Source organism: Sporolactobacillus nakayamae, from assembly GCF_900113325.1.
GTDB classification, from domain to species: domain Bacteria; phylum Bacillota; class Bacilli; order Bacillales; family Sporolactobacillaceae; genus Sporolactobacillus; species Sporolactobacillus nakayamae.
In genome coordinates this window covers 1-20,792 of the sequence record NZ_FOOY01000034.1, presented here as the reverse complement: position 1 = coordinate 20,792, position 20,792 = coordinate 1, and the positions used below count along the sequence as shown (strand labels likewise).

General features: G+C 41.5%; 16 protein-coding genes, 14 tRNA genes, 2 rRNA genes and 1 pseudogene. 6 read left to right on the top strand and 27 right to left on the bottom strand.

What is annotated here, in order from left to right:
- Positions 1-485: 485 nt before the first annotated feature.
- From BM003_RS16385 to BM003_RS16365, 5 genes are all read right to left on the bottom strand, one after another.
- Positions 486-818 carry a cupin domain-containing protein gene (locus BM003_RS16385; protein WP_093674710.1) on the bottom strand — a complete coding sequence of 111 codons (333 nt, stop codon included), beginning with the start codon at positions 816-818 and terminating at the stop codon, positions 486-488.
- A 9-nt stretch (positions 819-827) separates the two neighbouring features.
- A complete protein-coding gene (locus BM003_RS16380) occupies positions 828-1,583 on the bottom strand; it encodes a class I SAM-dependent methyltransferase (protein WP_093674709.1) in 756 nt (251 codons plus the stop codon).
- A gap of 554 nt (positions 1,584-2,137) precedes the next feature.
- Positions 2,138-2,965, bottom strand: coding sequence for a hypothetical protein (locus BM003_RS16375; RefSeq protein WP_093674708.1), 828 nt, complete (start codon positions 2,963-2,965; stop codon positions 2,138-2,140).
- Complete coding sequence (locus tag BM003_RS16370) at positions 2,955-3,764, bottom strand: ImmA/IrrE family metallo-endopeptidase (protein WP_177184844.1); 810 nt, start codon at positions 3,762-3,764, stop codon at positions 2,955-2,957. Before BM003_RS16370 ends, BM003_RS16375 begins: the two co-directional genes overlap by 11 nt.
- A 1-nt stretch (position 3,765) precedes the next feature.
- Positions 3,766-4,140, bottom strand: coding sequence for a hypothetical protein (locus BM003_RS16365; RefSeq protein ID WP_093674706.1), 375 nt, complete (start codon positions 4,138-4,140; stop codon positions 3,766-3,768).
- Positions 4,141-4,943: 803 nt separating this feature from the next.
- Here BM003_RS16365 and BM003_RS16360 point away from each other — a divergent pair.
- The 4 genes and pseudogenes from BM003_RS16360 to BM003_RS16345 all read left to right on the top strand — a co-directional run.
- Positions 4,944-5,525 (top strand): annotated as a pseudogene (locus BM003_RS16360) (Nramp family divalent metal transporter); the annotation flags it as partial.
- Between the two features lie 554 nt (positions 5,526-6,079).
- Positions 6,080-7,462: an NADP-specific glutamate dehydrogenase gene (gdhA, locus tag BM003_RS16355; RefSeq protein ID WP_093674705.1), complete on the top strand. Its 1,383-nt coding sequence runs from the start codon at positions 6,080-6,082 to the stop codon at positions 7,460-7,462.
- Positions 7,463-7,519: 57 nt separating this feature from the next.
- Positions 7,520-7,630, top strand: coding sequence for a DUF4023 family protein (locus BM003_RS16350; RefSeq protein ID WP_093674704.1), 111 nt, complete (start codon positions 7,520-7,522; stop codon positions 7,628-7,630).
- Positions 7,631-7,904: 274 nt separating this feature from the next.
- Positions 7,905-8,678: a DUF2935 domain-containing protein gene (locus BM003_RS16345; RefSeq protein ID WP_093674703.1), complete on the top strand. Its 774-nt coding sequence runs from the start codon at positions 7,905-7,907 to the stop codon at positions 8,676-8,678.
- Positions 8,679-9,088: 410 nt separating this feature from the next.
- On the opposite strand, the gene BM003_RS18300 is transcribed toward BM003_RS16345, so the two are convergent.
- The 3 genes from BM003_RS18300 to BM003_RS16335 form a co-directional block, all read right to left on the bottom strand.
- Complete coding sequence (locus BM003_RS18300) at positions 9,089-9,166, bottom strand: putative holin-like toxin (protein ID WP_368656029.1); 78 nt, start codon at positions 9,164-9,166, stop codon at positions 9,089-9,091.
- Positions 9,167-9,396: 230 nt separating this feature from the next.
- Complete coding sequence (locus BM003_RS16340; RefSeq protein ID WP_093674702.1) at positions 9,397-12,606, bottom strand: DEAD/DEAH box helicase; 3,210 nt, start codon at positions 12,604-12,606, stop codon at positions 9,397-9,399.
- Positions 12,607-12,979: 373 nt separating this feature from the next.
- Positions 12,980-14,011, bottom strand: coding sequence for an acyltransferase family protein (locus BM003_RS16335; protein ID WP_093674701.1), 1,032 nt, complete (start codon positions 14,009-14,011; stop codon positions 12,980-12,982).
- A gap of 356 nt (positions 14,012-14,367) precedes the next feature.
- Here BM003_RS16335 and BM003_RS16330 point away from each other — a divergent pair, with 356 nt between their 5' ends.
- Positions 14,368-14,772: a DUF1259 domain-containing protein gene (locus tag BM003_RS16330; protein WP_093674700.1), complete on the top strand. Its 405-nt coding sequence runs from the start codon at positions 14,368-14,370 to the stop codon at positions 14,770-14,772.
- A 383-nt stretch (positions 14,773-15,155) separates the two neighbouring features.
- On the opposite strand, the gene BM003_RS16325 is transcribed toward BM003_RS16330, so the two are convergent.
- From BM003_RS16325 to BM003_RS16255, 14 genes are all read right to left on the bottom strand, one after another.
- Positions 15,156-15,237, bottom strand: a tRNA-Leu gene (locus tag BM003_RS16325).
- Between the two features lie 34 nt (positions 15,238-15,271).
- Positions 15,272-15,345: transfer RNA gene (locus BM003_RS16320), tRNA-Cys, on the bottom strand.
- A gap of 6 nt (positions 15,346-15,351) precedes the next feature.
- Positions 15,352-15,426 (bottom strand) — tRNA-Gly (locus BM003_RS16315).
- Positions 15,427-15,432: 6 nt separating this feature from the next.
- A tRNA-Gln gene (locus BM003_RS16310) sits at positions 15,433-15,504 on the bottom strand.
- 7 nt (positions 15,505-15,511) lie between these two features.
- Positions 15,512-15,587, bottom strand: a tRNA-His gene (locus tag BM003_RS16305).
- A gap of 93 nt (positions 15,588-15,680) precedes the next feature.
- A tRNA-Trp gene (locus BM003_RS16300) sits at positions 15,681-15,751 on the bottom strand.
- Between the two features lie 12 nt (positions 15,752-15,763).
- Positions 15,764-15,853, bottom strand: a tRNA-Tyr gene (locus tag BM003_RS16295).
- 56 nt (positions 15,854-15,909) lie between these two features.
- Positions 15,910-15,982, bottom strand: a tRNA-Thr gene (locus tag BM003_RS16290).
- A 9-nt stretch (positions 15,983-15,991) separates the two neighbouring features.
- Positions 15,992-16,067, bottom strand: a tRNA-Phe gene (locus tag BM003_RS16285).
- 66 nt (positions 16,068-16,133) lie between these two features.
- Positions 16,134-16,209 (bottom strand) — tRNA-Asp (locus BM003_RS16280).
- Positions 16,210-16,213: 4 nt separating this feature from the next.
- Positions 16,214-16,287 (bottom strand) — tRNA-Met (locus BM003_RS16275).
- 6 nt (positions 16,288-16,293) lie between these two features.
- A tRNA-Val gene (locus BM003_RS16270) sits at positions 16,294-16,369 on the bottom strand.
- Positions 16,370-16,443: 74 nt separating this feature from the next.
- Positions 16,444-16,515, bottom strand: a tRNA-Glu gene (locus tag BM003_RS16265).
- Between the two features lie 626 nt (positions 16,516-17,141).
- The gene (locus tag BM003_RS16255; protein ID WP_093674698.1) at positions 17,142-18,032 is read right to left on the bottom strand and encodes a methyl-accepting chemotaxis protein; all 891 of its coding nucleotides are present in this window, start codon (positions 18,030-18,032) and stop codon (positions 17,142-17,144) included.
- 240 nt (positions 18,033-18,272) lie between these two features.
- On the opposite strand from BM003_RS16255, the gene BM003_RS16250 reads away from it, so the two are divergent.
- Complete coding sequence (locus BM003_RS16250) at positions 18,273-18,806, top strand: tyrosine-type recombinase/integrase (protein ID WP_093674697.1); 534 nt, start codon at positions 18,273-18,275, stop codon at positions 18,804-18,806.
- Between the two features lie 368 nt (positions 18,807-19,174).
- Here the strand turns inward: BM003_RS16250 and BM003_RS18295 are convergent, their stop codons facing one another.
- From BM003_RS18295 to BM003_RS16225, 5 genes are all read right to left on the bottom strand, one after another.
- Positions 19,175-19,351 carry an EAL domain-containing protein gene (locus BM003_RS18295; RefSeq protein ID WP_425441063.1) on the bottom strand — a complete coding sequence of 59 codons (177 nt, stop codon included), beginning with the start codon at positions 19,349-19,351 and terminating at the stop codon, positions 19,175-19,177.
- Complete coding sequence (locus tag BM003_RS17760; protein WP_177184843.1) at positions 19,281-19,574, bottom strand: hypothetical protein; 294 nt, start codon at positions 19,572-19,574, stop codon at positions 19,281-19,283. Before BM003_RS17760 ends, BM003_RS18295 begins: the two co-directional genes overlap by 71 nt.
- Positions 19,575-20,256: 682 nt before the next feature.
- Positions 20,257-20,347, bottom strand: a tRNA-Ser gene (locus BM003_RS16235).
- A gap of 112 nt (positions 20,348-20,459) precedes the next feature.
- Positions 20,460-20,576, bottom strand: a 5S ribosomal RNA gene (gene rrf, locus BM003_RS16230).
- A gap of 70 nt (positions 20,577-20,646) precedes the next feature.
- A 23S ribosomal RNA gene (locus tag BM003_RS16225) occupies positions 20,647-20,792 on the bottom strand; the annotation flags it as partial.

Below are 20,792 nucleotides of genomic sequence, written 5' to 3'. Positions count from 1 at the left end.
AGGCAAAATAAATCCGCCAGTGCAGTGAACACTGACGGGATGGCAATATCCGCGTAGAGCGGATGCAGTGCTTCATCAACATAGCGTATTTCATACGATCCGTCTCAGCTCACGCCAGAGCATATGAGGCGGATTATTTCTTTCTGTCTGACAGCATCAAAATAAGCACTCCAAAACTAATCATAAGTGTCATTGCTTCAACACTGTCATTGGCGCCGCCCCCTTTCTGAGGGTGTCACCGCATCCGCTCATATATGCATCATCTATTGCCTGTCCGTAATTGTATAAGGGAATTTTTTATTACGCCGACGATGCAGTTGAATTTACATGTACCAAAAAAAGTCAGCACTCTGACTGATTCAAAGTACTGACTTTTCCAATCCTCAGCGTTGATTTTTCAATCCGTGAACTACGCGTTACCCATCGTTTCGCATTAGAAAAATTATGAATTTTTTTGCCGTCCTGACGTCAACGCTGCAATCTGCTTATTTAACAACAACGAGCAGCATTTGGAAGGCGGTCTCTGCATAGAGTGCATGCGGCGCCCCGGCTGGCATAAGCAGGCTCTCGCCTTCGGAAACGTTAAAATCTTCGCCGTCCAGCGTTATTCTAGCATGGCCGCTGAGCAGATAGACGAGCGCGTCACCGGTTGCTTTATGTGCACTGATAGACTCATCCTTGTCCAGTGAGAACAGTGTCATCCCAACATGGGGCTGCTGAACCAGGGTCTTGCTGACAACAAGATGGCTGTTGATTGGAATTTCTTTCTTCAGATCCAGTACCTTTTTTGCGGTTAAATTTTTAATAAAGTCTGACATAGATATGCCTCACTTTCTGCTGCACACAGCAATATACTTTAAATTCTTACCCGTCTGGTTAAAGAAATGAAACATTTGGCGGAACATCGTCCGATTCTCTTTCTTTAATCCATTTTTGATTATTTTCATTGCGCCAAATATGCCTTCGTCCCGAATCATTCCGCGAGGCGAGAGTAGCGTCATCGCGCCATATTTTGTCGTTACATTCGCGAAGCCTGCCTGACGAAAGAGCTGTTCCCAGTTCTCCACCGACAGAGGCTCAACGCGCACATTGATCGTCTCTCGCAGTTTTTCTAATAGTTGTTCCATTTGCAGCTCCTGGAACGATACATCGTGGGTTAGCAAGACACCTCCCGGCTTCAATACGCGATAATATTCCTGAACTGCCTTGAGTTTCGCCGCTTTAGGCAGCATCGTCATCATCGCCTCATTAATCACGACATCAAAGCTTTGATCGGCAAAAGGCAGATTCGTTGCATTAGCGTACTGAACAGATACGTACTTTTCAACACCGGCTTTGCGTATATTGGCCTCCGCTTTCTTCAATGCCTTGCGATCTAAATCAACACCAACAACCGAGCAATGATAGGTTTGAGCGACCTCGACAGCTGTTGTCCCCATATTACACGCTACTTCCAGAATCTTTTTCCCTTCGGAAAGATTCGCTTGCTTATAAAGCCAGTGTGTGGCTTCAATGCCGCCCGGACGTAACCGTTTTTTCCCGAGACGCGCCAAGAAACGATGTCCTGCTTCTTTATGGACCATGAAGGTACCTCCATAATAAGTAAGATGAGATCAAATGATAGTGATAATCATTTTCAACTATTATTATAAAATGATTCTATAAATAAAACATTGATCTAGATCAATTAATGAAGGCCCTTGTACGTTCGTTTTGGCACCCAGCACACCGACAAAAGATGTCCTGGCGCAGTGGACAATGAGTTCGCACCTCCTTTGAACCGGTAATGGATGGAAAATGACAGTATGCGAATAAAAAAAGCAAGCCCTTCTTATGAGAATGAATGCTGACAATACTTTTAAATGATTGCATTAACTCGCGCGAACTGTGTAAAATAAAATTAGATCAAGGCAAAATAAATCCGCCAGTGCAGTGAACACTGACGGGATGGCAATATCCGCGTAGAGCGGAGCGATGCTGAAATTTCATAACCATAACGGGATAATCCGTCTCAACTCGGGCTAGAGCATATGAGACGGATTAGTTCTTTCTGTCTGACAGCATCAAGATAAGCATGCCAAAACGAATCATAAGTGTCATCGCTTGAACTACTGTCATTGGCTGCGCTCGGGATCTCTCAATAAATAATCCGTATTTTATTTGTTCGAATCTGCTCAATAAAGGATTGGTTTGAAAAAGCTTTTTCCTTTGTGATGATTTCTTCTATCCCACTAATTCGCTCACGATAAAGTACTTTTCTGTTCGGATCTCGATAATAACGACATAGGCTTTCGATATCTTGGATACTCTCATTTTCTCTGATGACCGATGCCAGCATCACATCAGAACTGAGAAATCCGATATTGCCTTGATTCGCGAGTTGTTCTTCAAAGCGAGGGCTCGTGAGAAAGTAATAATAGCCTAGCTTATACAAATCTCGATCTTCACTAATGAATCGAACATGGCATGTTGGTTTGATTAGCTGAATGATTTGTGAGAGCCAAATCAACGAATACTCGCCCTTATTTTTGGCATTCTTTTGAAAAAAACGGTGATAAATAGCGATGATGTCCTCTGCTCTGCTTTGCTGTTTTAACTCGTTATGCAATGCGTTTATCGGTTTGAATACGTGCACAGCCGTCTTCTTCAACCAACGATTGACCTGATGCTCATTTTCAAAGACCTTTCTGAGTAAACCGGGAAATAGTTCTTCATTAATGATCATGAGCAACGGAAGTTCTTTAAAGTATTGCTGATAGCCGGCGTTCTTTTCATGTTTCGTCTCACTAATAATCGTTTGAGTGAGACAGATCGGATGATGCCGTGTAAAATAGTGCTGGATAAATTTCGTACCTGTTTGATCAAATATGAATTGATGATGGGACAGGGCCACAGTATCATAGAAAAAAAAGAAGGATTCTTCCTGAATCACTTTATAAATATCCTCAATATCTCTAATGATCATTGATCAAATTCCTTAGTTCGTTGATTTTTTGCTCAATACTTTTCAATGACTTGTCATTTTCTTCGTTTGTGAACTCAGGAAGCATATACCGATTATTATGCATTAATTCCTTAACTGATCGAAGGTCAATTGTTTTGCTCATTTCCACTGATGCTGTATCTAAGCCCATTCGTTGAAAAGCAGCATGAAAATCATTCTTTTTTTCAAACCGCCCGACCAATTCTCTTAAATTAATGAGCCGGAGCTCATACAAACGGATCAGCACCGCTTTATATGGAGCCTGGAAATGATACATTGTATAATAAATCGTGTCTTCTTTGCTCTCTGATGCAAGAGAGGAATAAAATTCTTCAACGTCATTCTCAGGCAAAAGCATCAACGAAGCAAAATAATCCGCTCGCCTTTCCTCGTTCTCTATGTCAATATCTGTTTTCAGAAAATGTATTCTTCCTCCTAGAACCCGGACAGTATCCGTGTGACGTCCAAAGGTAAGGAAATGATAGAGTTCATGGAACAGTACGAAATTCTGATAGACTCGCGGCTGATTGGTATTGATAAAGCATATATTCTTCGTACTTTCTCCTCTAAAGAAAACAAAACCGCCTAAGGAAGTGTCGTTAATAGGAGCCTCGATCATAAATCCATTTTCTTTGATCCATTTCTTTGCTCCATCAATGCGGTTCCAACCTCTAGGATGTTCTTTTTCAAGATACGTTTGAAGGATTTTCGATACCCCGTCATTGATACTTCGATTTGCCGCCAAAATATGATCCAAATCCTGAGTTTTTAACTCTGGCATACTATTCCTCCAATCGATCCACGTAAGGTTTATGATCATAAATATCAATCAGCTCACACAGTGTGAAAATGAGCCCTAGTTCCTTCTTTCCTTCCTGGCTGATCGAACCCAATGAGTACATCACGGATTGTTCATCATCAATCTCCGGCTGATATGAAAAGTTTTCTTCAATAAAGAAGGTGTTCCTTTTATTGAGTACTTTTGCCAAATCGACGGCAAACTGCTCCACATTCTGATATTTGCCACTTAATTGTTTATAAATGGTTTGCGGTTGTTTTCCTAACAAATCCGCCAAATAATCCTTACGATATCCTTCGCCATCAATAAATTGGTTAATCCGCTTCAAAATCGTTTCTTTGCTAATCGTCTTGGCCATTTTCATCACTTCCTTCCATTTTTATTATACAGCTTAGTATATAATTAATACATATTTTAACTACATATATGGATTTTTATAGTATAAAGTCTAGAATTCATCCCGTTACATATATTAATTATATATAATGAGATCTATGAAGAAGCTTATTATATCGTTTTTATATAAATAGAGAAAATATATTACTAACGATAATAAAGTTAATCACAGTCCTAATGTGCTTTGTCATGACTCGAATTCAAAGCCTAACCTATGTTTGCATTAAATCGCACGACCTGTGTTATTTTTTTCTGTCTGACAGCATTAAGATAAGCACCCCAAAACGGATCATTAATGTTACCGCGCGCAAAAAATCAGCGCTGATGTCCAAATGTTCACTCCTTGCCTCATTCTGCTCAGCGCTCTTCCTTCCCCATTCGAAAAAATTTTCACCCTATTTTTGCAGGGCACAAAAAAATAATAAATCAGGGTTGCGCATTAAAGAAAACGGATGTATATTGCATGGGTGAATTAGAGTTTCCCTATGTAAACTTTAATTCCACAAAGAAAAAACAAATTCATCTAAGCAAGAGAGGAGCTGATCGATTGATCACTTGAGACGTTCATGTTTTCTGGTCTTAAAGAGCTTATGTTCATGATAAGAATTACGCGCGTTGGATTGAATTTTTACCGTGACCATAATTTCTTTAGACAGAAGGTGCAGGAAAATAATTGGGGAACTCGCCATGAGCAGCCGAAGGGCTATGGGCAGATTTCTAAAAATTTATGAGAGGTATGAACGAATGACTGAACTGGAACATGCGATGAAAAAAACAAAGCCGCATAAACTGATTAAGTATGCGAACGGACCAAGCCTTGAGGAAATTAACAGTACGGTAGCCGTTCCAAAAAACGGCAGCTTCTGGCGGACACTGGCAGCATTCTCCGGTCCCGGTGCCCTGGTAGCTGTCGGCTACATGGATCCTGGAAACTGGGTCACGTCGATTGGCGGCGGTGCACAATATGGTTACCTGCTTATTTCCGTTATCCTGATTTCGAGTTTGATTGCGATGCTGCTGCAGTACATGGCTGCGAAACTGGGTATTGTCACGCGAATGGATTTGGCTTAAGCTACCCGTGCCCATACAGGGAAGGCACTTGGCGTGATTCTGTGGCTGACCACCGAGGCGGCCATCTGTGCCACCGATATTGCTGAAGTCATTGGTGGTGCGATTGCCCTTCAGTTGTTGTTTCACATCCCGCTTGTCGTCGGTGTTTCACTGACCGTACTCGACGTACTTCTCCTGCTTTTACTGACGAAACTCGGCTTCAGAAAAATTGAAGCGATTGTCATTACGTTAATCTCCGTTATCTTACTTGTCTTCCTCTATGAAGTGATCATTTCTGAAAGAATTACACTGCACGGGGGTTTTTAAGCGTCATCGCTTCAAATACTGTCATTGGCTGCACCCACTTTCACAAGGCTGTCATCGCATCCGCTCATATGTATCTTCTATTGCCTGTCTGTAATTATATCACGGAATGTACGTTTGGGTCTTAAAGTGATCAATTATTGAAATAAAACAAAAACATTATATCCAAATTTATCCAATAAAATCAATTCAATAGAAACAACCAGATCAGTTATGGTTAGAAGTGATCGCTGATTCAAGTCCGGTTGGAGTCTCTCTCATAAAATGTTGATGCATCTTTTATTGTTAAAGCAGATTATAGTATCCTTACTTCAATAAACTAGTGAATCTGCCTTAACTCCATTCATTCCACCCCTTGCGCTTAAAAATAATGGTAAATTTATCTATCCATCTGATTTCGGCATTAAACTTGTCTCTAATTCATATTGCTTAGATTATTTATATATTATAAAATAAATTTTGCACAAAAAAAGAATTTTCAGGCTTGATAAAATAGATTTTCAAAATAAGTGAAGGGATTGATTTCTATGCAAACGATCGAGGATGTAAAAAAATCGGGAATTCATGCGGTGAGAGACTACGTGAGTGAGGTTTTTGAAACGGTAAAACACCGCAACCCTTTTGAATGTGAATTTCATCAGGCTGTTGAGGAAGTTTTCAACTCCCTCATCCCTGTATTCGAAAAACATCCAATCTATATGGAACAAGGCATTTTAGAAAGAATTGTGGAACCAGAAAGAGTGATTTCTTTCCGCGTCCCTTGGGTAGATGATAACGGTAAAGTTCAAGTAAACCGTGGGTTCCGCGTTCAATTTAACAGTGCAATTGGACCATACAAAGGCGGACTTCGCTTCCACCCATCTGTTAATGCCAGCATTGTTAAATTTCTAGGCTTTGAGCAAATTTTGAAAAACTCCTTAACTGGCCAGCCAATCGGCGGTGGTAAAGGCGGCTCTGACTTTGATCCTAAGGGTAAATCTGATGGTGAAATCATGCGTTTCTGCCAAGCCTTTATGCAAGAGCTATATCGTCATATCGGACCTGATGTCGATGTTCCTGCAGGAGATATCGGTGCAGGGGGCAGAGAAATTGGTTTCCTATTTGGTATGTACAAGAAGCTTCGCGGCAATAATGAACCAGGCGTACTTACCGGTAAAGGACTTACTTACGGCGGAAGCTTAGCAAGAACAGAAGCAACCGGCTATGGTGCTGTTTATTTTGTTGAAGAAATGCTGAAGGATAAAGGTCTAAGCTTCAAAGGAAGTACCGTCGTTGTTTCCGGATCAGGAAATGTTTCCATTTATGCAATTGAAAAAGCGCAACAGCTCGGCGCTAAAGTTATTGCCTGCAGTGATTCTAACGGTTATATCTATGATGAAAACGGCTTAAATGTTGAAACGATTAAGCAAATTAAAGAGGTTGAGCGTAAGAGAATTTACGAATACGTCAATTATCATCCACAAGCACAATACTTTGAAGGGTGCTCAGGCATTTGGTCCATTCCATGTGATATTGCCCTTCCTTGTGCAACACAAAATGAAATTGATGTAAACTCTGCAAAAATTTTGGTATCAAATGGGGTTAAGGCAATTGGTGAAGGGGCTAACATGCCATCCTCTCTTGAAGCAGTGAATGTATTCTTAAACAGTGAAGTACTATTTGCACCAGCGAAAGCTGCAAATGCTGGCGGTGTTGCGGTTTCAGCTCTAGAAATGGCTCAAAACAGTGCAAGACTTTCTTGGTCATTTGAAGAAGTTGACAGCAAGCTTCATGAAATTATGGTTAACATTTACCGTAACAGCGTAAAGGCTGCTGAAGAATACGGCTACCCTGGCAACTTAGTAGTTGGGGCAAATATCGCCGGATTTACAAAAGTAGCTGATGCGATGGTTGCACAAGGTTTAATTTAATAAGTCTCCTAAAAAAATCTCCTGAAAAGGAGATTTTTTTATTTCAATCATTTCCTCTTGGAGCAAGGCAGTACACATGAATTCGTGGGAAAACTGCATGAAAGACAGGAAAAGGATAGAAAAAATAGACAGCGTCAGGGTGATAATGCCCCGAGCAAGCAGCACTAATCATAAAAAACCGAGCCGCGATGCTTAAATCTCGGCTTGTCTTTATGCCTATGCGGAAGAAAAATATAATGGTATGACTGTTTTTCACCTTACAGACCATATCCTCTAATTTCATATTATGAACTGCAATAAATAAATCGAGTGCGAGCCGTTTGTTATATTTTGGCCTTCAATTGAAAGTCTTTTTTTTTGACTGTAATATAATCACTTTTGCATATTCAAATTTCCTCAGAATAAAATCATATCCGGTATAAATGAAAAGAGGTGTATATTTATGGGGTATATGGATAATTACGAAAGGGATGCCTACGGGATCGTAGCCTTTTGGTTGCGAAGTAATTTAGAGCATGGTCAATTTTTTGATAGGGAAATCAGTCATCATGAATTGGAATTAGCCCGTGTAAACCAAAGTATGGTTCAGAATTTGGCAGGGATATGGCAGAGGGCGGAACAGAAGCAGGGAGATCTTACTATTCTGGTTAATGAATCGCAACAAGCAATCAGTGAATTTCAAAATTTTCTTACCCTTGGCATGGGTAAGGCTTTACGATGTCAAGTGATTGTTTCGGCACCAGTAGCGCTTATGGATCATATGATTCGAGAAGCCGAGGAGTCCAATAATGTGTTTAATTTAATGAAAAGTGGCGGTCACGTTCTCGTATCGGATTCAGTCTTACACGAAAGCTCGTTTTGGTTGAGACAAATGGCTGATCATCTTGCCTTTGTACAGCATTATTTAGATCCAACAAATTATGAACTGCAAGATAAGGTACGGGGAATGACACATAAGTTTGAACGACTTTTTCTTCAAGCTAACGCTCTAAATACAATAGTACGAAAACCACGCACTGAGATGTTACCCGTTTTAAACGCTTTTCGGCAAATGGTTATCTCCGAAACAAAGGATCTAGAAAAATTCAAATTAGAATTAGATGCACTCATCAAGCAGTGTGCCGCGATTACCACTGCACCACCGGATTTATTAGAACATCTTGCCCGAGAAGCTCACCACCTCTGGAGAAATTTAGAGGAAGGAATGATATCCTAACGCTATTTCGGAGATGATCCATTGCCTGAGCAGACTCCAAAGGGACTTGAAGGATTCTGAACCGGTGAATCAGTTGACTATCTGGTTATCCAACCTCCCTGAGCACTGCAGGAGAACCTTTGATTGTCTCAAATAAAAGGTAAACGCATCTCCACCTGAAATCAGGTGGAGATGCTCTTCTGTTCCGTACAATCGGTGCTCAGATTCATTTCACAGCGCAGCAACAGCCAAACAATTGCATTAAATGATATGAACTGTGTATAATAGTATTAAATCAAGGCAAAATAAATCCGCCAGTGCTTGAACACTGACGGGATGGCAATATCCGCGTAGAGCGGATGCAGTGCTTCATCAACATAGCGTATTTCACTACGATCCGCTTCAGCTCCTGCAAGAGCATATGAAGCGGATTATTTCTTTCTGTCTGACAGCATCAAGATAAGCACTCCAAAACTGATCATAAGTGTCATCGCTTCAAATACTGTCATTGGCCGCACCCCCTTTCACAAGGGTGTCACCGCATCCGCTCATATGCATCTTCTATTGCCTGTCCGTAATTATATCACGGAATGTACGTTCGTTTCTTAAAATGATCAATTATTATGTCAATCTTTTTAGGCCCGGTTTTTTCTGCCGCTGCCAATTCATCCAGCCTCACACACATGCACATTGAATAGATTTTTCAAGCATCATTCTTTGAGATGTTCTCTAACCCCGCTCAAATACTCAGAATCTCTTTAATTTCTTGTTCGGACATCCGTGACAGTGATTGATCACCGGATTCAACGACCGTTTCAATTAAGTCCTTTTTCTTTTGTTGCAGTTCATGTATTTTTTCTTCAATCGTGCCTTGAGTGAGCATGCGGACCACTTGCACGACGTTGCGCTGACCAATGCGGTGCGCCCTGCCAATCGCCTGATCCTCGACCGCCGGGTTCCACCACAAGTCATAAAGGATTACCGTATCGGCGCCGGTCAGATTGAGCCCCGTGTTACCCGCCTTTAATGAGAGCAGGAATACAGCGTTCTCCCCTTGGTTGAACTGGTCAACCATGTCGACGCGTTCTTTTGCCGGAGTCTGCCCATCAAGGTAGAAGAAGTTCAGTCCTTTCTCTTCTAAGGCCGTACGGATGATCGCCAGCATGCTGGTAAATTGTGAAAAAATAAGGATACGACGGCCGTTCTCAAGATAATCGGAGATCATTTCAAGCAGCTGATCCAGCTTGCCGGATTCTCCATGATAGTCTTCCACAAAGAGAGCAGGATGGCAGCAAATTTGCCGGAGACGCGTGAGCCCTGCAAGGATCTTGATCCGGCTCTTCTGAAATCCTTCATTTTCAAGGGAATCCTTTGTTTCTTTTTGAATTTTTTCAAGGTATGCCAGATAAAGCCCTTTCTGATCTTTTGTCAGTTCGGAGCTTTGAATCGTTTCAATTTTATCCGGAAGTTCCGATAAAACGTCCTTCTTCACGCGGCGAAGCAAGAACGGCCGGATCATGCGCGCAATTTTTTCTTCGTCCATCTTTTTAAAATCTGAAAGCTTCGGGAAGAATCCGGGTAAAAGTGTCTGGAAAATCGACCAAAGCTCATCAATCGAATTCTCAATCGGTGTTCCGCTCAACGCAAACCGGTTCCCTGCCTTAATTTTGCGAACGGCTTTAGCTGTCTTTGTGTTGAAATTCTTGATTGTCTGCGCTTCGTCAAGGATCAGTGTACTGAATTTTTCATTCTCATAAGCGTCGATGTCCTGCCGCAGCGTTGGGTACGATGTGATCCAGATATCGGGTTTCTGTTCTTGTTCAAGCAATGCCTGCCGTTCCAGCACTGTTCCGGATGCAACGACAGCCTCCAGATCCGGCGCAAATTTTGTCAGTTCGTTCTTCCAGTTGTAAATCAGTGATGCCGGTGTGACAATCAATACCGGTGGAACATCGGACTTCGTTTCCTTTTCCGATAAAAGAAACGCAACACTTTGTACCGTCTTGCCTAACCCCATCTCGTCGGCTAAAATGCCGCCAAGGCCGTAATTCCCCAATGTTTTCATCCATTGGTAGCCGTAATATTGATAGTCTCTGAGCTCGGCGTGAAGCGAATCGGGCAACTCAAATTCAATCAGTTCCGGGTTTTTCAGTCGGTTCAAAAAGCGCCTGAATCCCTTGCCAAAGCCAATGGATGCGTGCTTTTCACCAAGGATTAAGTCAATTTGTCCGCCGCGATAAATCGGCACGTTCAGTTGATTATCCTTAAGTTCTTTCTTTGATACGTTCAGTTCATCCAGCATCTGTCTGACGGACGCAAACGCCTCATCTTCCAAAGGGACAAAGGTGCCGCTCGGGAGGCGATAATAGCGCTTCTTTTCAACAAGTGATTGAAGAATGTTCTGAATCTCGCCTTCCTCGATTCCATCAAGTTGAAAGCGGACATCGAGCCAATTCTCGCCGGAATCCGTATCAATCTTCGCAAATGGAGTCTTTTGATCCGGCATCAAAAGCCCTCGCACCGAATTGGTCAGCAAAATTTCCGCAACGTTTTCTAGTTCCGGGAGTTCCCCATATAAAAATTCGTAGATGTTCTCCTCTCCCTCGGCGTAGAGCCGTTTGCCGCTGATTTTAAGCGAAGAGGATTCAAGAATATCCATAATTGCTTGTTCCTTTTCCGCATCGCGAATAAAGATCTGATCATCCGCCCCGGCACCTTCATCCTGTTCAAAAGGTTTCACAACCGCTTGACCATAATGATATTCGAGCTGAACAGTCAATTGGTCGTCTTCACGATCAACCAGTAGTTTCGCGTGCAGCGGATGCCATGCGATGCGCTCAGAAACCGTATCGGCAATCGTCAGTTCACTGATCTTTTTCAAAGCGGGTGCCGCGTGGGAAAGAAACGGCTCAATCTGATCTTTTCTAATCGGCAGTGCGGTGATTCCGGAGCGGCTGACAATCGAGAAGAGTTCACCAACCAACCCTCGCTGATCGGAAGAAAGGTGATATAATTCTCCATTTTTTAAAAGATAACCATATTGATCGAGATACTCAGCATCGTCCAAATCGGACAGATCCACCTCATAGTCGCCTTGTGCACGCTCATTGAGATGAAGCGCAAATGGACGTTCATGTTCATGTACAATGATCTGACTACCGCCCAATAAGCCGTTGTCAAAATTTAAGGAGCAGGATTGGAGCTTGTTCAGGAGTTTCGGAAACAGCATCGGCGGTATAATGAATTGGCGCTCGTCGACAGCTGAGTAGCTTCCGGTATACGCGTTCTGCATCATCCTGTAATTTCTATAGCTCATCTGCTGCCCGAGCATTTCAATAACCGCCTGATCTTCAGGCGTGAACCCATGTTCTGAGGGTATATATGTAAACTTTTTCGTAAACGTGTACGGAACTTGTTTTATCGCTGCATGGATAAAATCCCTGATATTCTTGACAACATAAAGTCTTTTGGTTCCGGTCTTCATCTGCAAAGTCAGCCAGGATGAATGAAGGCCAAGCGACCATTCGATTTGCATCGCCTGTTTCCGGTCGACATGCCGCCGATCATATTCCTTCTGCTGAACGCGTGAAAACGTATCAATCAATTGGCCCGTTAACATCTCGCTGGAACGAGCGGTCTCATGATAGTTCGGTACGTGCCGCCCTTCTGCTTGCCCTTCTTTTATTTCCAGAAGAACAGCCGCCACATGCTTACAAGGGGATGAAAATTGCTCGGCAGCCGGACAGTCGCAGTCATAGTATAGCGAACGTCCTTCAAAGTGTACACTGACGTGATATAGATCATTCCCCTCAATTTCAGCTTGCCACGTATCGGTATCCGTGTCAAAATAAAGACTTTCCACATATCCATCGAGATAATAGCTATAGCCACGTTGATAGATTGTCGGGGAAAAATAGTTTTTTATTATCTTTTCTGTTAATTGAACCATAAGTACCTACACACACCTGTTCGCTTCATTTATCGTGCGACGTTTTCGTCGTTTCGTCTGAATCAATAAATCAATGGTGCACAAAGCACGCCAAACGGAATAGTCGGAGATCTCCATAGGCATTGATTTTTATAAACTTTTTACATATCCTTCTCAAAAACGTATCAACTAACGTAACTATAACAAAATTAAATGCGGAGTGATAGGACACAGTTTTTAATAAAGGCATTTGCGAGACATCGGGTAAACAAAAAATACAAAAAAACTAGAGATACCTAAGAATCGTTGATTTCCTCTGAATTGCCTGCCTGTTTCAACATTCTAATGCGCATTATTAAAAGGATTCATTCATTCCTTCTCATCTGAACCAATATCAGCTGTGCACAAATTGTCTTGGACGATGGTGCATCAGAAAATGTCTGAATTGTTTCCATACAAGTACAGCCAAAATAGGGATTAATAAGCCCATCAGGCATTTTAACAGCCAATGATTAGGCAGGCCCATGATTTCCGGCAGGTCAAAAAGCGCTCGATGCCAAAACATAATCAGCACCGTGTGACGTCCCCAAAACACAAGCCAATGAAATAATTTAAGTTCACTTATTATTTGTGAAACTAATATAACCCCGAGGCATAGAACAAGCGGTGTAATTAATGCCAACCCCGTATGATTTAAATTATCTGATTTCAGATATAATGTGAAATTGATTTTCCGTGTCACTTGGTCATGGATGAGAAGCATATAAAAAATGCCGATAGACAAAAGAGTAATGTATTTATGAGAAATGGTCTGAAGCAATTTGAACCCGTAGTATCCGGCCAGCATATAAGTGGTAGTAATCAATACAACCTGGACGTCCCATGGGAAATAAGGGTGCCCTAAGAACTCCGGCTGTTGATGAATTGTTCCAATGGCGAACAGAGTCAAGCTGATGATCCATTGCAAAATCGCAGGACGCACCCAAGAAATTAAAATGATGACAACGATCAATGTGAGAATATAGACATTGATGAACCAAAAAATACTTAAGTAATTATTTAAGGTTCGTCCGCCGTAAAGCAACCGTACAAAATAGAATGCCGTGTACGACCAGTCCTGATTACGGACAAAGTGACTGAGCATAATTAATAAGCTGCCCATTAGAAGATAGGAAACGATTAATGGCTTGCAGCGACGAGATAAGAATTGACGAATTGCTTCCCAATTACGAGCAAGCGGTTTTAAAAAAAATCCACCGATAATAAAGAACAACGGCATATGCCACCAATAAATGGCATCATAAACGAGATCAAAAGAACGTATATCCCGCTCGGAATCAATGGCGTGCCCGAACACAACTGCAATGATTCCCAGCGCCTTTGCTATATCTACCCATGTAATCCGCTGCTTAGTAGTTGACCCCATGTGAACGATCACCTTTCATCCTATATGCATTTCCATCTCGAGTTGAACATCAATTAAAATGGAAACTATTACTGAAAAAACGCCTCGCAAATGATTAGTCTAGCACGATTTGTCTATTTTGAAAGATGGTTTCACAAAGTTTAATCTAAATGTAAAAATGATGTTCGACTCTTCGTTTTATCGCGATTAATTTATGGATACATTGGACGTTCATCCCCCGGTTCATAAAGTGTATATTGCCATGGCAATATACATAAAGAACATTTCCTATAAATTCACCGAGAACGATGATTGGATCCCGACTATTTGTTCTATTTCTCTTTGCTCCCCGCATATATTAAGGCGAGGTGATCCATATGCCCGATACAGAAGATATTTGCAAACAATTTGCAGCCGTATTTAACGCACAACCAAAATTTGAAAATGGTGTTTGTTCCGTTCCACTCCACCGTTCATTCAATGTAACCATTCAGGGTAAAAAAAGTTCAAGCATTGTTCCCGCCAGTGTAACCTTCGAATCGCTTGATGAGTCTGGCAATGCGATTAATCTGGCTGAAATAGCCCTTCTTGAAGAAGAAGTACCAAATTTCATATGGGCACTGGCACAGAACGGAATGATCATAAGTGCCCTCCATAATCACTGGATTTTCACACAACCGAATCTCCTGTACGTGCACGCACAATCAATGGAACCGCCTTTGAATTTTGCAAATAAGCTCCGAAACTGCTTTACCTATTTGAGCAGTGCTCCAGTCTCATAATGAATCGAGCAGCGGATCATTTGACTATTATCTTTGTTGGGATAAGCTCGCACATCGCATTAGGATCATCCCTTTTAAAAGTAGATTCTCTACTCTCATCCTCAAATCGCAGGACGTTTTCGCTGCTTGCTATCGGTATCCCATGTTAATAACCGGTAACTCCCTAATGTTTTGCTTAGAATAAAGAGTACACTCCATATAGCTTTCACTCAGAAATATTGAAAGCCTTGATCCACTCACTTCTACCGCCGCATTTAGTACAGAGCCTTTATTTTACTATCGTTTTCGAATTTCCCTAAAAACAAAAAAGCCCAGAAACGTTGATTTAACAACATTTCCGAGCAATTTCTGATCTCTTATCGGTGCCCGATAAGACTTAAGTATACCGGTGGTCGGGGTCGAACCGACACTCCCGAAGGAACATGATTTTGAGTCATGCGCGTCTGCCAATTCCGCCACACCGGCACAATAAAAAATAATGGCAGTAGAAGTAAGTAAATGGAGGCGACACCCGGAATCGAACCGGGGATAAGGGTTTTGCAGACCCGTGCCTTACCGCTTGGCTATGCCGCCATATAATGGAGCGGAAGACGGGATTCAAACCCGCGACCCCCACCATGGCAAGGTGATGTTCTATCACTGAACTACTTCCGCATATAACTGGCCCAGCTGGATTCGAACCAGCGCATGACGGCACCAAAAACCGTTGCCTTACCGCTTGGCTATGGGCCAAAATTTATGGGGCGGATAGTGGGGATCGAACCCACGCATGCCGGAACCACAATCCGGTGTGTTAACCACTTCACCATAACCGCCATAATATTGCTTAAAACAAAACTCCGGAAAAATGTCTGTCAAATCTCTTCGTCAGCTTATTTTCCCCTGCTTTAAACATTATTTTAAAGCAACAGGGGTAGTAGGAATTGAACCCACACTGGAGGTTTTGGAGACCTCTGTTCTACCTTTAAACTATACCCCTATACTATGTAAATGGAGGGAGAAGGATTCGAACCTTCGAACCTTCGAACCCGTAGGGAACGGATTTACAGTCCGTCGCGTTTAGCCTCTTCGCTATCCCTCCATAATAGTTAAAATAAGGAATAAATACTGGGCATCTATTGATTATAATAAAAATGATGCCGATCAGAGGACTTGAACCCCCAACCTACTGATTACAAGTCAGTTGCTCTACCAATTGAGCTAGATCGGCACGAACAAATGGTGGCTCGAGGCGGAATCGAACCACCGACACGAGGATTTTCAGTCCTCTGCTCTACCGACTGAGCTACCGAGCCATTATGTAAAAATAAAAAGATAATGCATTATGTGATCAGCCAATTGCTGAAATAAACAAAATAAAATGGCGGATCCGAGCGGATTTGAACCGCCGATCTCCTGCGTGACAGGCAGGCATGTTAACCCCTACACCACGGATCCACAATTGCGGGGGCAGGATTTGAACCTACGACCTTCGGGTTATGAGCCCGACGAGCTACCAGACTGCTCCACCCCGCGATAATATGGTGGAGGATATAGGGCTCGAACCTATGACCCTCTGCTTGTAAGGCAGACGCTCTCCCAGCTGAGCTAATCCTCCATATAATTTTGTACAAGCCATTAAAAACACCACTATATTCTACTACATGGCTTATAAAAAATCAAGTAAAACAATGACCCGTACGGGATTCGAACCCATGAACCCACCGTGAAAGGGTGGTGTCTTAACCGCTTGACGAACGGGCCAAAAGCAATTGTCGTAACATCTCGCTGCCGACTTTTAAAATATTATCACCAATCGAAACAAATTGCAAGTGTTTTTTATAATTAATTTTTCAAAAAGACAACTTCTTTAGTATAACCGATTTACGTTAAAAAACAAAATCAAACATTATGTATCCATGGATATAGTTTCAGCAAGCTGCTCAACATTAAGTTCAGAAGTATCCAAAGGTATTGGTCTGTATAAATTGATTTCTCTACACATGGGCTGTACGCGTAAATAATTATGGTCATCAATAACACAATAGTCCTTTCCATTAGCGTGGACAACCTCGCCCTTATGATAATGGGATTTTTTACAATTAATTATCAAATCGTCTATCTTATACCATGTTGACCGCCTTCGATCTAAAAATTTTATAATAATCATCTTCCGCTCCACCATCAAACCCCCAATTCAAAAATAATTGTCAGAAGGATTCGTTCAAGGATTCTTGGATGATTCGGAGTTATCGCCACCTTTAATGAAAAAGGTATGTATTTTTCCGTATCAAAAGTATAATTTATTTTAATGAATCGCGATTTCTGACCTGTAAAATTATTTGCCGCTGTCTGTATTCATTTAGGCGCGGCTACTAGACTTTTTGCCATCACTCTATTACTAGTGGCCGTTTTTCTGTAACAGCCCATACACACTCAATATTATAGTTAATTACATTTCTCAATTGATCCATTTGATCAAGCGATTCAACAAGTTTCCCATTATCACTCTTTATCGACCATAGTAAACGTATCGTGTTATTAATATCCTTATTAGCCAAGCAAACCGAGCTGTTTATATTGTTAAAAGAATCATTGGCTTGTTCAACTAATTTCAGCCCTTTATTCACTTCCCAAAATCCTTTGTTCATCGATTCAATTAAAAAGTTTGTTTTTGTTTGCGCTTCTGAGAGAGTTATTTCTATTTGCTTTGTTGAATGGACTATCCGCTCCGAAAAATTCCTAATTTCATCGCTAAAGACGGCGAAACTCCCTGCCTCTTGATCACTACCGCCCGCTTTAAACGAAACGCTTAAAGTAAGTGCCAGTATCTTTTTGCTACTATCACGAATCAAGTGATTCATTCCTCTGATCACATTAATTTGATCGTTTGATTCATCCAATGCCTTGTCAATTTCCCTCAAGGAACTCATAATCATCTTAATTTGCCATGTGACTTGACCCAATAATCGCTTTCCAAACATGTCTGTTGCAACCCTATAATCGCAGTGATTAACAGAATTAGGGACGTTCTCAGTAATTATGTTCACTTGTTTATAAATAAGCTCTGCATTTTGGCACATGTGTTCCAATTGATGCGTGATTCCATCTGTACTTTTTGATATTTTTTCCATTAGTGGAACGATTTCATCGAGTATTGCCTTTTTTCTTTTTGCTAAGGTAATGAGATTTTCTGAAGTTACTGCCTGTTCAGCTGATCTGCTTTTTAAATGAAGCAAATCAATTACAAATTTGTTATAAATTGTTGCTAACAGCTGCACCTTTTTACACTCCTTTGTCACATTTTTTCTCCGCTTACGCTTATTTGATACAAAATTATAGTTAAATCCGAGTAAAAATTATCGCTCTTACATCATTAATGTCATCCCCTAATTCACGAAAGCAGGCTACGTTATCGCCAGAACGTAGCCTGCTTATGAGATAGTAATAAAAGCGCCTACAATAAGCGCTTTATTTCGTTTAGAATATGGTTTATTTATAAATGAAGGGCAGGGAGAAATGTGGCAAGCATACCCATTAAGGATCCAAAAAAAATCAAGGAAATCTTTGAAGCGTTAGCTACACGTCAAAAAGGTGACGTATATACACTCTATTTTGAATTCGCACTTTCTACGGCACTAAGAGTATCGGATATCCTCTCTCTTCGAAAAAAAAACATACGAAACGGCTATGTCCATGTAAAAACAATGAAGACCGGTCTGGAACGCGTCATCATATTAAACGACAGCTGCCGCACGCGGATGGATAGCTATTTGAAAACAAAAAAAGATGAGGATCTCATATTTCCATTTAAAAGACAGTGGGTTCATAAACTATTAAAATGGGCAGCTGACTTCGCGGGACTTGATGCTCAATATATTAGCTGCCACACGACTCGAAAAACAGCGGCATGGCGTTTTTATATAGACAGCAATCATGATATTATGAAAACAATGTATCTATTGGGACACAAATCGCCAAAAGAAACACGTTTTTACCTTGGAATTAATGACGAGGAGGTCAACCACCAACTAATAAGCGTATCCTGGCGATGAGACCCAATCGTTTTACAGAAGCGGAGCAGTACTTTCAGTAGCAATCTACGACATCTACTTTAAAATTGTATTTGTGTTACCGATGTAAACCATGGCTAACTAAAGGGTCTCATTAATTTATTGCAGTGACAGTCTTATACCATTAGGCAAGGCTTCTTGCACCTATAGCTACGTTCTGGCGATAACGTAGCGAGTAAAATGCATAGTTACTACAGTATAAACGTTCTTCATTAGTTAACTCACTGGAAAATTCAGTAACAAATCATTTAATATACTTAGCAAAAAACTCACAGACTTCTTGAAAACGTCTGTGAGTTTTTCGACAGTTTAGTTGTTTATTTTCAACCAATTATTGAGTAAAAATCCGCTCAACACGTATTACGGGAAGACTCATTATTGAGCCACTTTTTCAACTGAGCACACACCGTCTTCAATACCCACTCGCCAATTGGGTTAATTAATCCGGTTTGCTCGTCAAACTCGATGAATACACCGGACGGTATGACCCCTAATTCTGTATGTCTCCATCTGAAGCAGCGCTTCATCACTGACAGCGTGATCCGTCTTTGAACACATCTGAGGCTGATAAACAACGCTCAATTCATTTTTCCTCAATGCATATATAGCCTCATCTGCAGCTTGTCCTTCATTTCGTCGGTGCACAAGTGCATTGTGGTTCTTTTCTTTGCTTTTCACTTCATACATGGCCATATCGGCGCTTTTAACCAAGGTCCCAGTATCTTCTCCATCACCAAGGGCATAAAGCAATGCCTGCACTCGCTAAATCGGATACTATCTGCATTAAAAAAGCCACAAAAAATAGTGACCAGAACAATTGGTTTTTATCGCCGACCAGTGGCTTTCGCGTTGCATACAGGACGTATACGTAATTGGCGAAAGCTCCATTTCCCTTACATTTAGCGAAAGCTCCTCTGCTGTTTGCGATCGTTCTTTTTCCTATTTTAAAGTTTAGATACAAAACTCCTTTAAGTCGAAAGCTCCTTTGCTTCAAATGCGTTTTTGAATCATCAAGCTTGTCTTGAACAAACAGTTTCTTTTCATGAATCATTTTGGTCCATAATTAAGTAACGCGTAAAATAAGCGGAGATTTTCCGGTTATATGCATCCTGCCGCTTGTTTCACAGGTACATAAGGGTAATTTTTCCGCTTATGCACAGAAAAACCCTCAATTTTCACGTTTTTCGGTTTCGATAAGCGGAATTTCTCCGTCTATTTAAGCAATTTTTTCATTAATTTTGTAATTAAGCGGAATTTTTCCGCTTATTTCTCAGATTGGGCGCTTACCTGATCGCCCAACCGAATCTTATGGCCTTATCGTCGTACCAGCAAGGCAAAACTCCATACTTTCTTAACGTGTAATAAAACACCCGGAAATGCCTTAAAATGGCTACTTCCGGGTGTTTGCGTATGGGTAATGATTATGTATCAACGGAGAGCGAGGGATTCGAACCCTCGAGACGGCTCAATAACCGTCTACACGATTTCCAATCGTGCTCCTTCGGCCACTCGGACAGCTCTCCAAAAAGGCTTCATAGCATTTTATCATTCAGATCACTTTGCTCCACCACGATATAAACACTATGGAGTGATCTACCGACAAATGCCATGAAGCACAATCAATATTAATATATTGCCTGGCAGTGACCTACTCTCACAGGGGGACAGCCCCCAATTACCATCGGCACAGAAGAGCTTAACGACCGTGTTCGGGATGGGAACGGGTGTGACCTCTTCGCTATGACCGCCAGACGAACCGGCTCACATGAGCCTTCAAAACCGGTAACAAAAGTTGCGTTGTCAAGTAAAACATCCAAAGTTCTGGGTTAAGCCCTCGACCGATTAGTATCTGTCCGCTTCACACGTCACCGTGCTTCCACTCCAGACCTATCAACCTCATCATCTCTAAGGGGTCTTACTGATTTAAAATCATGGGAAATCTCATCTTGAAGGGGGCTTCATGCTTAG